Consider the following 14188-nt stretch of genomic DNA (forward strand, 5'->3'; position numbering starts at 1 on the left):
ACTCCAAACAAAAAGAAAATTTTCTCAGCAAATGACCCAACTTGTCCAGCAAAGTATTAGTCTATTCATAGGAACACGTTTATCAATTGAGAATTACATTTGGTATTTATACCTATGTATTTTTAAAATTAAACGCTCAATTGGTGACAAATGTTCGTCAGCTCTGTCCATAATTATCATCCGCAATATCTAGCCATTGCTCGATATGAGCGGCCTTCTTTGCGGGCTGTTTTGCTTTCTTCTGTGGTCTGCGTATTGATCATGATACCCGCTGGCACGTGGGCTAATGACATTGGCGTTGTGACCACTTTGAAAAAGCCGACAGAAGACCCTGCCTACGATGGTCATGACGGAAGTGATCACCTTTATAATATCGCCGTTTACCACATAGGAACAGCATCTGATGTCACTGGAGAAATAAAGGACGGTCAGAAAGATAATCCTAGTATCTATCAAGCATGGGATGTTGATGCCTACGATATGCATTCAGGTACTCTTCATATCGCAGGTATTTATACAGAGCAGAGTTCATATTCTAATATCGATATTTCTTTGTACATATCGCGATATGAAGGCCCGCAAGGTGATGATCAAAGCTTAGAATTGTATGGAATACAAGCCTTTGAAACAGGGGGTAATATCACTCTGTATGGAAAAGCAGGGTCTGTTACCAAAGAGGTAATAGATGGAAAAGCCGCAGCTGAAGCTAAAGTGAACGGAATTTCTGGCGACAGTGGAACTAATGACACCAAAATTACGGTGACTGCAGAGGGAGGAATTGCTGAAGCAAAGGATACTTCAAATACTGCTACCCATTTTTCTACTGAATCTAATGCTTCAGCCAGTGCTTATGGGGTTGGGGGACGCCTGACGAAAAATGCGGGTGAGATCGTCATTACTGCTCGGGCCGGTAGCGCGACAACAACAGTGTCAGCAGAAGACAATCCAGCTAAAGCTTTTGCCAAGGCGACAGCCTCTGGTATTATTGTTTCGGGTATCACAGCTGAAAACTCTGGTGATTTAACAGTCAAGGCGGTTGCTGGCATTGCGACGGTTTCGACCTCTGGGAAAGATGCGCACGACAGTAACCGCAGTGATGCGATAGCTATTGCCAGAGGAGCATCTGGGAATGTTAGTCTCAATAGTGGCGCTATTACTGTTCAAGCTGAGGGCGGTACAGGCAGAACAGAGGCCTATGCCCACGCTTGGGGAGTAGACGGTAACCTTGACACCAATGAAAACAAAATAGAGGTCTTCGCAGAGGGTGGAGACACAGGGGATAGCAAAGTATCTTCTGCAAGTGGTGTGGCTGAAGCCCATGGTGTTGAGGGTGATGTTAGAACTAACAGTAGCATCATTATCGCTCGTGCGATTGGTGGCGAAGGGAAGGTCTCAAACGCGAAGAGCTACGGGGTTAAAGGTGCCTTAACGACACATGGCGAGTTGGGAGAGATTGAGGTTTTTGCTAAAGGCGGAGAGGCTGATGTCGGTGAAGTTGCCATTGATGTTTCGGCGGAAGCCTTTGGAATTTATGAGGGTGCTACAACCAGTTCTGGTGGGATTACAGTTGAGGCCGTGGGTGGTACAGGCCTCCTGAAATTTGGCAACGGCTATGATCTTAATGCCTCAGCAAAAGCTATCGGTATTAATGGGGACACTACGAATAGCCATGGTGAAATCAAGGTAACGGCAAGAGGTGGAGCAGCGACCGACAAATCATCGGGGGGCTTTAATCTAACTCAAAGTCAGGCAGATGCGACAGCGTATGGGCTGAAAGGCAAAGCAGAGAATATTACGGGCGATATCATAGTTACCGCTATTGGCGGTTCTGCCTCAGTTACATTTTACCCAAATAGCAGTGCTGTTGCTGATGCAGCAGCATATGGTGTTGATGCAAGCGGCGTTGCCAGCTCAATCAACAATAGCTCTCGAATTGCAGTCAGTGCTACAGCAGGGCGTGAAGTAACTGACGGTGTAGTCCAAGAGGCAAAGGCTACGGCTTATGGAATTTACTCGGAAAATGACCTTTCTCTCCATAGTAGCGGTTTGATAAGCGCCGAGGTGGATGGAAATGCTCAATCACAGACCTATCAAGTTTATGTTGAAGGCACGAATGCAACAATTACGGGCTACTCATTAGCGTTTGGAAGCGATCTTTCGCTTGCTGAGTATGTAGGTGCTATCAAAGCAGATGCAGTTGTTTTCGAGAATGCTGATTTATCGAGTTCTGTGGCTGGGGCTAAGCTTTATGCGCATACCACCAATGAGACGCGGGCAGGGAAAGCTTATGTGCTGCCGAACCTTGTTGACGGTGGAGATATTGCAGACCAGACGTTTGGCGAGATTGAGTTGAAAGAGAGCCGTGATGCAGCTGCTATTCCCGGGAGTGATTGGGAGGTAGATTTTGTTGCAGGCTCGAACAACAGCCAGGTCATCTTTAATTACACACCTGAGTCCTCTACTCCTCAGCAGTCTTCGCAGGTTCAAGCTAAGGTGCTGATGGGTGGTCGCTCTATTATTCAGCGGATTTTGCAGCAGCAGCATGGGAAGTTTACGGCGCCGGTAACGGGTGGCAGTGCTTTGAGTGCTTGTGCTGAGCCGAGTGCGGTGCGCCGGGATGTGGCGCAGGTGCCGAACATCATTATTAGTGATCAGCGTGAGACCTCTGGTGAGATCTTTGTGACGCCTTACCACTCTTTGCAGAGTGGGAATGCGAACCCGGCTGGTTATGGCGCGCGCACCACGGGCTTTATCGCTGGCTATAACCATCAGCTGACTGAGAACCTGACGGTTGGTGTGAGCGGCTTTTATGCTTCCAGTGACATTGATTATACGGGCAATGGCTATAAGGCGCGCTCTGAAGAGACCAGTGCGTATGGTGGTGGAGCGCAGTTTGCTTACACCACAGGCAACTTCCGGGTGCTGGGGCTTTCAACCTACTCCTTTTCTGAAAATGACTATCGTGATGCGGCGGCGACCAATTTGGAAAGTGCGAGCTATAACAGCCGGGGCATGCAGTCTTCCTTGAATGTGCAGTACACAGCAGAGCTGGGACGTCATTTGCTGGTGCCTGAACTGGGCTTGCTACATCAGTGGACCAACAGTGATGCATTCACCACGGATAATCAGGTGGCTGCGGATACTACGTACGGTGCGATCAATGATCATGAGCTGGATATGCAGGCGAAGCTTTCCTAGTATGGCTCCTACGAGATGGGAGAGCTGACGCTTCAGCCGCATCTAGGGGCTGGTCTGCGTCAGCGTCTGACGGATGGCAAGTTGAGTAACACCATGCAGGCGGGCGTGAATGGCTTTGCGGTTGTCGAGAGCGAGCAGGAACGTACTTCATTCACCGCGAGTGTTTCGCTTGGTGTAAGTGGTGAGGCATTCTCTGCCAGCCTTGGTTATATGGGCGAGTATTCCGCTGATACGCGAGAGACCTCGATTTATGGCCGTATGGGTTATCGCTTCTAAATATATCAAAGAGAAGGTGAGGCCCTACTCTGGTGAGTGAGGCCTCTCCAGTTTTGCCATCGAGAGTCTGCACCATCGCTTCCTTCACCGACCCGGACGGCAATCTGTGTGAGCTCAAGTCCCCGGCTCTCGTGGGCGCATAGCACAGCCGCTCCCCGAAAGCGGTGGGCCATCGGGGATGTTTTCGGGCATCAGGCAGTGCTTACTTCCAGTAGTTGTTGGCTGCTGCGATGGTGCTGAAGTGTTCGGCAACAGTTTGCGAGGCGGCGATGAGGGCCTCGGAGTCATACTCGTACATGAGGCGCATGGCAGAGCGGACTTCAGCGTCCGGCTGCATGAATTTGATGGCCATGCGGGAAAGTTTCACGGCGAGAGCATAGCCCTCTTCCGGGGTTGCGGTTTGTAGTGTTGGGAGCCAGTTCTCATCCATAATTCGCATCCTTGTGATTTGGCGATTTTGGAAGAGTCTGTCAGGCCAGTGACAAGCGCAATCTCCCCAATTTCCATTGGGATTTGTTGGAGGGGAGCAATCAGTGAAACAGGCAGAAGCACGGCGCTCCTGCCCGCTCAAACTTGCAGTTATTTGCCGGAAACCTGCTGATAAACAGTCGGCTGGCCGCCCGATGCTTTTGGCAGGGTGTAAACGGTGTAGTTGGTGTCCGCATCCGGCTCACCCATGCCCAGAGAGCCCATTGGCATGCCCGGCACGCTCAGGCCCTTGATGTCAGGGCGTTCCGCCAGCACGCGCTTAACCGCTTCAAGCGGCACATGGCCTTCCATCACATAGCCATCCACCACAGCTGTGTGGCAGCTCTGCATATTTTCCGGAACGCCCACCTGGCGCTTCACGGTGTCCAGATCTTCCGTATCGCGAACCGTTACGTTGAAGCCAGCATCCTCAAGCGCATCAGACCACTGGGAGCAGCATCCGCAGTAAGGAGATTTGTAGATGGTCAGGTCCTTGTCGCCCTCAGCATGGGCCGCGAAGGAGAATGCACCAGTGGTGAGAGCAGCCGCGAAAACGCCAGCCAGCAGGTTCTTTTTGGAGATCATTATCTATCCAATCCAGATTCTGTTTTTAATTTAGGATGTTACAGAAGGGTGCTGCTTACGCAGCCCATTGGATCGGAGGTCGGTCTATGGAAGATTGGTGCGCCGCCAGCAGCCCATTTTGCGCAGGCACGTCTATCGACATGGCAGCATACGCTGGTGAAGGTGCAGCACTATCTTGTGCAAGAACCATCGCGGCAATACAGGCCACAGCTGCGGCAGTGGCTTCGCCATCTTCCTCACAGCAGCAACACGGCATTTCCTGATTGGCCATCTGAGAAGACTGTTCCGCATGCACCATCACCATCTGCAGGGCATCCGCCGTTTGCTGTGCAGCCAGAGCCGTCGGCATGCTGGAAGCATGGGGCGCCGTTACAAACACAAGCAGCAAAATGGTCAATACGCGAAACATGCCCGCACCCTATGCACACACTGCGGCAAGATCAAGTTAAACTGCTGTAATCTGATGTCGCAGGTAGCCGCTGCGACACTTTGAGCCAAATTGTGCATTTTGCAGAAAAAAGCACTTGACCTCAACTTAACTTGAGGAAGTACCCAGTTGTCATCTCATCACGAGCGGGTGGAGGCTGTTCCCCCAAATCTGGCGCAACTCAGCGCTTTTGCCTCCCCCTCAACAGGACTGGAGTACCGACATGAGTGAACCCAAAGCCGCCTACCTTGTTGCCAGCAGCTTTATGCCGAAAGGCCATGGCTCAATTGATGCTTACGGTGAAAAAGCCGTTCCGCTTATTGAAGCTGCAGGCGGCGAGTGCATTGTTTTTGGTGGCCCGGACCAGCCATTTGAGCATCTGGAAGGCGTATGGAACACCAACGCACAGCTGACGCTCTTCCGCTTCCCAAGCATGGAAGCCCTCATGACATTCTGGAACTCCCCTGAATATCAGGAGATCAAACACCTCCGCACAGACGTAATCCCGCCGAACTTCACGATCGCCGTGGAATCCAGCATCTAAACGGATCACAGCGCTCTGCCACCCCCAAGACACGGCAGAGCGCCCACCTATAGGAGAGTAATCAAAGTCTCAGACTGAGGAGTATAGTATCATACTGACAAGGGTTTAGCAGAACGAAGCTGTCCTTCGCCATTCATACAGCTTGGACGCCCCAACATGTCCGCGGTGCTCTGGAAGCTGGAATTGCTGCTACATGAAGCGGCCGGCTGGATTGATCCCAATTTGGCTGATTGTGTAGATGCAAAAACTCCCTTACTAATTTCACAAATGAAAACTACCTCTAAAGTCGTTAGTCGAAATACGTTTCGGCAATGCAGAGGAAGTCCTACCACAGGCCATTGTTACGACTTAGGTATATAAAAGGCGTTTCAAGATCAGAGGGGGCATGCACAAAGTGGCTGAAATTATCGCAGATCACGTCAGAGCCAATACCTTGCAACTGATGATACTATTCCTGACAGTGTTGATAGCGATCCTTGGTATTGCACAGTGGATGGTTAAAGGGGTTGAAGATAAAAGAGCAAACGAAAAGTCTGACGCCTTCGAGCAAGAAATATCTGATCAGGCAACTGAAATCCTCTCACTAAGCCAAAGTTTAGCCGAAAGTTCAGAAGAAATAAAACGCGGTCAGAAGCAACTAAGGCAGCAAGCCGAAACAACAAATTACGCTAACGACCTAGCCAATTCTCCGAGGATAACTTTTAAGTGGGCACCAAGAAATGAAGGCGATCCATGGTTTATGATGTTGACCAATAGTTCAGATCGTGAGTTCAGCAAGACATCAGTAGACTTTTATACAACTTACAAACTGTTTGATGATAACGGACTTGTTGAGGAAGAAACCAACTTCAGAAATTCAGCAAGATCCGGAGTAGATGTGAAGGGTAGTTTCACTCCGGGAAAAACCGTCACTATTCAAGTGCCGACATTCCCTCACACGTTGAATCCGCAAAATATAAGAAAATACAAACGTATCATAGTCGAAACGGTTGTTGGCATAAGAGCTGACGAGTATCTACCATTGCTTGATGACTATCGGCACAAAATCATGCTCAAAACATACTATGACAGCCTACAAGACTATAAACCGCAATATAGCACCAACGATGCACAACCTCTCTTAATTCATCGCGAAGTTAAGTTCTCACGGGCAAGCGCGCAGTAGAAAAACTAGACGGATAAACGCCGATATTAAGTAGCTTGGCATTCAGCAAAAAGAGCATCATCACAAGTCTGCGCTTGCCGGACACCCCGACCTTACTGAAAACAGACAGGCCCAGCATCTTTCGTGAGATCCGGGAGGGGATCAGATTGGTGCTCTCCTCCAAGACACTAAGATTACCAGTGCTTCTGATGAGCTCCGCAGGCCTTATTCTGGGTGGACCCTACGCCGTGCTGGTGCCACTCATCCTGCGGGATACCTATCAGGCCACAGGGTTCGATTTTGCGCTGGCCTTCGCCACCTTCATGATTGGCGGAGCCTGCTCCAGCGGCCTACTGCTGAAAGCGGGAGCCATCCGAAACCCTGTGCCTCTGCTCATTGTGGGTTACAGCTTTGGCGGGTTTGCCTTGCTTTTCTGGGCTGTCTCTCCACCTTACTGGGCTTTTCTCGCCAGCATCTTCTTCTGGGGCATTGGCGGCGGTATCTGCCTCAACATGAGCCGCACCATTTTACAGGAGCAAGCACCGTCCACCCACAAGTCCCGCGTGCTCAGCGTCATGTATCTGGGTGATGAAGGCGGCGCACCTCTCGGCAGCCTGATGACCGGCGCCCTCATATCCGCCTTCACCCTCTCCACCGCCTCTGCCATCCCCGGCACCATGGTTCTCCTCATCTCCCTCCTCCTGCTGCTCATCCTCAGCATGCAACGCCGTGGTACGCAGGCAACACAGGATGTGGGTGGATAGGGGCAGCACGGCATGTGTCTTGACTTCCCGTGCAAACCGCATAGTCTTTGCGGCATTCAAGACGTGAGGAGATAAAGCGATGAACAAGAACAGGACAATCCATTCGACCTGCCCTGTTTCTGTGAAAGTTCATCATCATGCCTTTGTCTATCTCCCTCAACCACGTATCTTGGGCGCTTCCTGACAGCACAGCCCTTTTTTCTGATCTCAACCTTCAGTTTGCTCCACTCCGCACCGGCCTGATCGGTCGCAATGGCACGGGCAAAACAACGCTACTGAACCTCATCAGCGGTGCGCTTACGCCTGCGTCCGGCTCCATTTCCGTCAACGGTTCCATAGGTCTGCTGAAACAGCAGCTGCAAAGCGGACCGCAGGAAACAGTGGCCGATCTGTTTGGCATCTCCGACGCTTTACACATTCTGCAAAAGGCAGAAGCGGGCACGGCCAGCATGGAAGAACTGGCGCATGCCGACTGGACGCTGGAAAGCCGGGTGGAAGCAGCCCTTGCCTCAATGGGATTGGAAATCGCAGCGGACCATCCTCTTGCAGCCCTTTCCGGTGGTCAAATCACCCGTTGCCGCTTGGCAGCCCTCCAGTTTCACGATGTGGACTTTCTGCTGCTCGATGAACCCACCAATAATCTGGACGCCGATGGACGGGAGGCTCTCGGGGCTTTTCTTGCCAAGTGGCGAAAAGGCGCGATCATCATCAGCCACGACCGCGCCTTGCTGGAGCAGATGGATTGCATCGTTGAGCTGACCACACTGGGAACTTCCGTTTTTGGTGGCAACTACAGCTTCTACAAGGCGCAGAAAGCACTTGAACTGGCAGCCGCCGAGCAGGATCTGGCGTCCGCTGAAAAGCGCATCGGAGAGCTAAACCGCAAGATCCAGAGTGTGGCAGAGCGCAAAGCCCGCAAAGATGGCGCTGGCCACCGTGCCCGTGCCAAGCGCGACCAGCCCAAAATCGCCCTCAATGCCATGCGCAACAAGGCGGAAAACACGCTCGGTGAAAACTCCGTTTTGGCTAGTCGGTTGCGGGAGGATGCCGAGCAGCAATCCAAAGCTGCCCGGGAAAAGATTGAGGTTCTGGAACCCCTCAGCATCTCCATCGCCTCCTGCGGCATCGCCAATGGCCAACGGGTGCTGACAGCTGAAAGCCTGAGCATCGGCTACACTACTGACCGGCCATTGCTGAGAGACTTTTCGATGGTCATCACCGGGCCAGAACGGGTCGCCATCAAAGGTGCCAATGGCTCAGGCAAAACCACCCTGCTGAAAACGCTGGTGGGTAATCTGCCACCGCTCTCCGGCACCTGCCAGCTCGATCCCTCTGCCCGCGTACTGGATCAACACGTCAGCCTGTTGGACCCGGAGCTTTCAGTGCTGGAGAACTTCCGGCTGTTGAATCCGGAGCAGGATGAAAACACCTGCCGCGCCATCCTCGCCCGCTTTCTCTTCCGCGGGGAGGCCTCGACACAGCAGGTTAAAACCCTCAGCGGCGGCATGATGCTCCGCGCTGGCCTCGCCTGCGTTCTGGGCGCCGCCCAACCACCCAAACTGCTCATCCTGGACGAACCGACCAACCACCTCGACCTCACCGCCATCGAGGCCATCGAATCCGCCCTCACCACCTACAACGGCGCCCTCCTCGTCATCAGCCACGATGCAACGTTTCTGGAGAATATCGGCGTAACACGAGAGGTGGTGTTGGGGGAAACGGTGGGGGTTTAGGATCACAAATGCTTCACCTGCAGCGTTCCCCCCCAGCGGCTGTTGAGGTAGTCGGCGACGAGGGAGCGGTGGCATTCGTGGGGGAGGTTTTCGGAGCATAGGAGGCAGGCGTCATCGAACATGTCTGCCTTGAATTTGCTCTCCACCTTGCGCTCAGAAAGCAAGCCCATGAACCGGTCTTTGAAGATGGTCCAATCACCCTTTTCTTTTTTGAAGGCCTTGAACATATCCTGATCCGGCGCCAGCAAGGGCTGATGCTCATAACCAATGCCGCCGATGGCTTCCAGAAAGAAGGAGAGATCATTGGATTTGGCAAAGCCAGCCAGTTGAGAGGTGATGTTCAGCCGCACATCAATCACTTTCTTCACGCCCGCGTCTTGCAAGCGGCCAAAGAAGTTTTCTGCAGTGGTTTTGGTGAAGCCGATTGTTGTCAGGTTGCTCATGGTCGTCTCTCGGGTACAAGGTCTCAGTATGGTTTAGTTCATCAGCAGCACAGGCGCCATGCTGGCAATCAAAAGCAGGGCCATGCCGATGTTGAACACCGCAATCCGGTTGCTCTTCGCGAGCAAGTTGCGCAGGGCTGAGCCAGAAAGCGCCCACACGCTGATGCTCGGAATGTTCACCACCGCGAAGACCGCAATGAGCAACAACAGGCTGGTCATGTAACTCTCCGCACTGGTGTAGGAAACAGTCACAATCAGCGCCACCGCCCATGCTTTGGGGTTGAGCAATTGAAACAGAGACGCCTGCACAAAGGAGATCGGCTCTGCCATCTTTTCCGTTTCCCCTGAACCAAGCGCACGGCTGCGGCCAATCTTGAGCGCCAGCCACAAAACATAAGCAGCGCAGATAGTTCGTAACGCGGTGTAGAGCACCGGAAACTCAGCAAGCACTTGTCCAAGCCCAACGCCCACGCCAAACACCATGGAGAGAAACCCGAGGCTGATGCCAAACATTAAAGGCAAAGATCGGCTGAACCCGAAATTTGCCCCAGAGGCCAGCAGCAGGAAGTTGCCCGGACCAGGTGAAATGGACATAACAAACGCAAAACCCATCAGGGCGAGGGCACTTTCAAAGCTCATGGAACACTCCTTTTTGTGACCCAAGCTTTGACAGGTTCGCGCCGCCAACATAATGTCTACGCATCTCTCTTTTTTATCCAAAACGCTCAATCACCATGGAACTGAATAGAAACGACATCCTCTCGGAGATTTTCACCGGACTGCGGATCTCAAGTGATACCTACTTCAGAACGCACTTTGCCGGAGACTTCTCCATCGCTATTCCCACGGAGCAACGGCGCATCCGGTTTCACCTTGTCCTGCGCGGTTCCTGCTGGCTTTGCATGGAAGGTGAGCCACCAGTGTTTCTGGAGGAAGGCGACGTAGCTCTGATTCCCAATGGTGCGGCGCAGATGATCAAATCAGACCCCGCTTTGCTGTCGGTTGGGCTGGGTGAACTCCTCACTAGCGGCGCCTTGCGTGATGGATGCCTGCATGTTGGCGAAGGAGCTGACACGACCTCCTTGCTCTGCGGGTTCTGCCAGTTTGATGAGGAGTTGGATCACCCCATTCTCTCCAGCCTGCCCGCTTCCCTAAGACTTCGCCTGCAGGATCTAGGGTCTGAGCCATGGTTGGCTGCAACACTCAAACTCATTGCACTAGAAGCTAACTTCAATGGGCAAGGGTCCAGCGCGATCCTGAACCGATTGATTGAGACCATCGTCATTCAAAGCACGCGAACACTCAGCGCCCGCCCCAGCGAAGATGCGCAAGCTGGATTCATTGCAGCCTTGGGAGATAAGTCCCTGTCCCGCGCCATTACGGAGATCCACCGTGCGCCGGAGCAGAATTGGCAAGTCACACATCTGGCAGAGATCGCGGGCATGTCGCGGGCCAGCTTTGCCCGCCACTTCATCCGCCACGTTGGCAAGCCACCCATGGAGTACGTCCGCGACTGGCGCCTGATGCGCGCCCGCAGCCTGCTGACAGACACCAACCTCAGCAGCGAAGAAATTGCCACCCGCTGCGGCTACAACTCCCTCCCCTCCTTCTCCAAACTCTTCAAAAAACGCTTTGGCATGGGGCCGGGAACGTTTCGGAGGACTGGTGGGAGAACTTAACTCCCAAACCGTGCCTGAGCTTCTGAGACCACGAGGTCGCGGAACCATTTGTGGGCGGGGGAGGTGCGGTTGCGGATGTGCCAGATGGCGCTGATGCCGACGTCGACGACGGGCACCGGGCATTTGCAGGAGGCGAGGCCGGATTTGATGCCACCGCAGATCAGCTTGCGGGGCATAGTAGCGATCAGGTCTGTGCCCGGCAGTGTGGCTGCGAGGGCATTGAAGCTGGGGGCGGAGTAAACCGTTTGCCGCTTGTGGCCCAACTCAGCCAAAGCACGGTCAATGAACGTCACCTCATCAGCCGTTACCAGCATGTTGGCGTGTGGAGCGGCAACATATTTCTCCAGCGTCTCAGGGGCATCGCGAGTGATGGGGTCGTAGAACACCACGAACTCATCATCAAACAGCGTCTGCGCAACGAACTCATGGGAGTCCGGTGGGGGCAGCGGCGTGAACAGCAGGTCAGCCTCTCCATCCACCAGCGAGGCCACCTCATGACGATGAGACAGACGGCAGCGGAGCGTGACGTTGGGTGCTTCTTTGCGCAACCGCTTGATGACAGAGGGGATCAGCAGATTATGGTCTTCGTCACGGCAGTCAATCACGAAACGGTTGGTCGCAGTGGACGGATCGAAGGTGGATGGCTCACCAATCAACGCCAGCGTTTGCAGCAGATCCTCGACCATGGGCATGAGCGCATCCATACGCTCTGTTGGCACCACATTGCGACCAGCCTTGACGAACAGCGGGTCTCCCAAAAGACCTCGCACACGCTCCAAACCGTGACTGACGGTGGACTGGTTCACCCCCATCATCTGGGCAGCCTGCGTCACTGATCCGGTTTCATGGATCAACTTCAACATCATCAGAGCGCGGCCATCGAGGCCCAAATAATTCATTTTTTGCATGATTCTTATTAAATTAATGCATTTGAATTCATTAAGCCAGCCCCTCATGTTTCGGCAGAACACACACTCTCAATTTCAAAGGAACAAAAGATGCAGAATAAGAGAGTTTCTGTCGCTGTTGCGTATCATTCCGGTTTTGGTCACACCGAGACACTGGCAAAATCCGTTGTAAACGGCATCAATGCCATTGAAGGCGCGGATGGCGTTTTGGTGGATGTCACTGGACTGAATAATAATTTCACGATTCTGGACAACGCAGACGCGATCATCTTCGGCTCACCAACCTATCTGGGCTCTGTCAGCGGGCCGTTTAAGATGTTCATGGATGCCACCGGTCAAATCTGGATGCACCGCGGATGGCAGAACAAGCTGGCAGCAGGCTTTACGGTTTCCGCCTCCCCAGCGGGTGACAAGCAGAGCACCATCATCCAGATGTCTGTTTTTGCTGCTCAGCATGGCATGGTCTGGGTGGGTGCCAATGATGAGCCGGGCAACAACTCCAGCACCAGCACCGCAGATTCCATCAACCGCCTCGGCGCATATCAGGGCATGATGGCACAGGCCAACGTGGATGAAGGGCCAGAGGTGGCGCCGCCAAACGCTGACCATCGCACGGCTGAATCCTTTGGCAAGCGCATTGCTGAAGCTTCCCTGCGCTGGGGCAAGGCACCAGCCACACCTGCGCAAGCACTGGAAGTTACAGCTTAAGCATCCCAGAGAGAGCGTCGCTGTTGGCACAAACGGCTTTAGCAAACTGGCCCCTCACCCGATGAGGGGCCTTCTCATCAGGCAGCCTGAAAGTCGTGCAGGATCACATTGAAGCCTTCATCAACCGTTGGCGCTTCAAAGTACTTGGTGAATTGCTCAAACTGCTCTTCGCTCACTGTAAACTGATGCTCACCAGCCTCATTGCGCACCCATAAACGCTCTTTGCACACCTCATCAGGTACGGAGAGATAATGCAACTCGTGGGCCACATTCGCAGCCTCAAACAAGCTCTTCAGCCATTTGCGATTGCGCACTGTGTTGGCGGGAAAATCCAGCGCAACAGAAACCCCATGTTGAAGCAAGCTGACGATGTGCGGACCAATTGCCTGCCGTACGCGGGCGGAATATTTGACGTAATCTTCCAGCGTTTTCAGCTCATCGGGAAAGAGTGTAGCGTTCCAGTGATCCTCACTGATCAACACTGCACGGTGGTCTTTCACCAGATGTGCCAGCAAAGTGGATTTACCAGAGGCAATCTTTCCGCACACCAGAAGCAGCTTTGTTTCCTGAGCAGTCATAATTACCTCCGTAAAATAAAATCAAAACTATAGGGCCATCATACCAAGATTCACCTCAGGTTGCACAATGCGACATAGCACCCCGAAAACGGGCAAGGTAGGCTCCGACAAACTCACGCAAGTTTGGCCATACTGCGTTGAATCTCAGAGAGCCATTTCTTGCGTTTGCTTTCCTTGCAGAACTTCACGTAAGTCAGGTTAATCCAGTTGCGGTTCTTGACGCCCATCTTCCAGAAAGTGCCGGTCAGCAGAGCTTTCTTGATCGCGTTGCCGAAGATCAGGCGATAGGCGATGCTTGGGGTGTTCATCGTGGTAATCATGGTCACACCACGCAGGCCAGAGAGTTTGCAGAGCATGCGGGTACCGTGCTCGTTGTAATCATAGGCAATGCCGGGAAAGATCACTTTGTCGATGAACCCTTTGGTGAGCGCAGGCATCAGCTCCCACCAGATTGGGAAGATGAAGATGATATGCTCAGCCCGTTGCAGGCGCTCTTTGTAGTTCTGCACTTGCGGGTCCAGCAACTCAGCGGATTGTTGCGGCTGAGTTCTGGCAGAAACGAAGGCTTTCAGATCTTTCGATCTCATCACCGGGTCAAACTCATCTTTGTCCAGATGGATCAGATCCACCTCATGATCATTGCTGAGCAGCCCTTTCATGACGGAGCCGAGCACTGCATTGCAATAGCTGCCCTCATAAGGGTGATTGAAGACGATTAAGACGCGCATGTTTT

General features: G+C 52.9%; 16 protein-coding genes. 8 read left to right on the top strand and 8 right to left on the bottom strand.

Going from position 1 to position 14188, the window contains the following annotated elements:
• Positions 1-150 precede the first annotated feature (150 nt).
• Both AC3CB2_RS18865 and AC3CB2_RS18870 read left to right on the top strand, forming a co-directional pair.
• Complete coding sequence (locus AC3CB2_RS18865; protein ID WP_352935767.1) at positions 151-3198, top strand: autotransporter family protein; 3048 nt, start codon at positions 151-153, stop codon at positions 3196-3198.
• A 15-nt stretch (positions 3199-3213) separates the two neighbouring features.
• Complete coding sequence (locus tag AC3CB2_RS18870) at positions 3214-3474, top strand: hypothetical protein (RefSeq protein WP_352935764.1); 261 nt, start codon at positions 3214-3216, stop codon at positions 3472-3474.
• Positions 3475-3676: 202 nt separating this feature from the next.
• Here the strand turns inward: AC3CB2_RS18870 and AC3CB2_RS18875 are convergent, their stop codons facing one another.
• The 3 genes from AC3CB2_RS18875 to AC3CB2_RS18885 all read right to left on the bottom strand — a co-directional run bounded on the left by AC3CB2_RS18875 (position 3677) and on the right by AC3CB2_RS18885 (position 4936).
• Entirely contained in the window at positions 3677-3904 is a 228-nt protein-coding gene (locus tag AC3CB2_RS18875) for a hexameric tyrosine-coordinated heme protein (protein WP_008549435.1), read from the bottom strand.
• A 149-nt stretch (positions 3905-4053) separates the two neighbouring features.
• On the bottom strand, positions 4054-4527 hold the full coding sequence (locus AC3CB2_RS18880; RefSeq protein ID WP_014284816.1) for a DUF411 domain-containing protein: 474 nt from the start codon (positions 4525-4527) through the stop codon (positions 4054-4056).
• 55 nt (positions 4528-4582) lie between these two features.
• A complete protein-coding gene (locus tag AC3CB2_RS18885; RefSeq protein ID WP_352935761.1) occupies positions 4583-4936 on the bottom strand; it encodes a hypothetical protein in 354 nt (117 codons plus the stop codon).
• A gap of 241 nt (positions 4937-5177) precedes the next feature.
• Between AC3CB2_RS18885 and AC3CB2_RS18890 the strand changes: the two genes are divergently transcribed.
• The 4 genes from AC3CB2_RS18890 to AC3CB2_RS18905 all read left to right on the top strand — a co-directional run bounded on the left by AC3CB2_RS18890 (position 5178) and on the right by AC3CB2_RS18905 (position 9139).
• Positions 5178-5498, top strand: a complete 321-nt coding sequence (locus AC3CB2_RS18890) for a DUF1330 domain-containing protein (protein WP_352935759.1) — start codon at positions 5178-5180, stop codon at positions 5496-5498.
• 394 nt (positions 5499-5892) lie between these two features.
• Positions 5893-6663, top strand: coding sequence for an SNARE domain-containing protein (locus AC3CB2_RS18895; RefSeq protein ID WP_352935757.1), 771 nt, complete (start codon positions 5893-5895; stop codon positions 6661-6663).
• Positions 6664-6737: 74 nt separating this feature from the next.
• Entirely contained in the window at positions 6738-7406 is a 669-nt protein-coding gene (locus AC3CB2_RS18900) for an MFS transporter (protein ID WP_488389903.1), read from the top strand.
• A gap of 137 nt (positions 7407-7543) precedes the next feature.
• Positions 7544-9139, top strand: coding sequence for an ABC-F family ATP-binding cassette domain-containing protein (locus tag AC3CB2_RS18905; RefSeq protein ID WP_352935751.1), 1596 nt, complete (start codon positions 7544-7546; stop codon positions 9137-9139).
• A gap of 2 nt (positions 9140-9141) precedes the next feature.
• On the opposite strand, the gene AC3CB2_RS18910 is transcribed toward AC3CB2_RS18905, so the two are convergent.
• A complete protein-coding gene (locus AC3CB2_RS18910) occupies positions 9142-9582 on the bottom strand; it encodes a DUF488 domain-containing protein (protein ID WP_352935748.1) in 441 nt (146 codons plus the stop codon).
• Positions 9583-9615: 33 nt separating this feature from the next.
• Positions 9616-10221: a LysE family translocator gene (locus tag AC3CB2_RS18915; RefSeq protein WP_352935746.1), complete on the bottom strand. Its 606-nt coding sequence runs from the start codon at positions 10219-10221 to the stop codon at positions 9616-9618.
• Between the two features lie 95 nt (positions 10222-10316).
• Here AC3CB2_RS18915 and AC3CB2_RS18920 point away from each other — a divergent pair, with 95 nt between their 5' ends.
• Positions 10317-11261 carry an AraC family transcriptional regulator gene (locus tag AC3CB2_RS18920; RefSeq protein WP_352935744.1) on the top strand — a complete coding sequence of 315 codons (945 nt, stop codon included), beginning with the start codon at positions 10317-10319 and terminating at the stop codon, positions 11259-11261.
• Here AC3CB2_RS18920 and AC3CB2_RS18925 read toward each other — a convergent pair.
• Positions 11258-12160: a LysR family transcriptional regulator gene (locus AC3CB2_RS18925; protein WP_352935742.1), complete on the bottom strand. Its 903-nt coding sequence runs from the start codon at positions 12158-12160 to the stop codon at positions 11258-11260. The two genes, AC3CB2_RS18920 and AC3CB2_RS18925, sit on opposite strands and share 4 nt — an antisense overlap.
• A gap of 99 nt (positions 12161-12259) precedes the next feature.
• Between AC3CB2_RS18925 and AC3CB2_RS18930 the strand changes: the two genes are divergently transcribed.
• Positions 12260-12877, top strand: a complete 618-nt coding sequence (locus AC3CB2_RS18930; RefSeq protein WP_352935740.1) for a flavodoxin family protein — start codon at positions 12260-12262, stop codon at positions 12875-12877.
• A 77-nt stretch (positions 12878-12954) separates the two neighbouring features.
• On the opposite strand, the gene AC3CB2_RS18935 is transcribed toward AC3CB2_RS18930, so the two are convergent.
• On the bottom strand, positions 12955-13455 hold the full coding sequence (locus tag AC3CB2_RS18935; RefSeq protein ID WP_352935737.1) for a P-loop nucleotide/nucleoside kinase family protein: 501 nt from the start codon (positions 13453-13455) through the stop codon (positions 12955-12957).
• Between the two features lie 113 nt (positions 13456-13568).
• Positions 13569-14183 carry an NAD(P)H-dependent oxidoreductase gene (locus tag AC3CB2_RS18940; RefSeq protein ID WP_008548915.1) on the bottom strand — a complete coding sequence of 205 codons (615 nt, stop codon included), beginning with the start codon at positions 14181-14183 and terminating at the stop codon, positions 13569-13571.
• Positions 14184-14188: the final 5 nt, after the last annotated feature.

The organism is Pseudovibrio sp. SCP20, assembly GCF_057774105.1.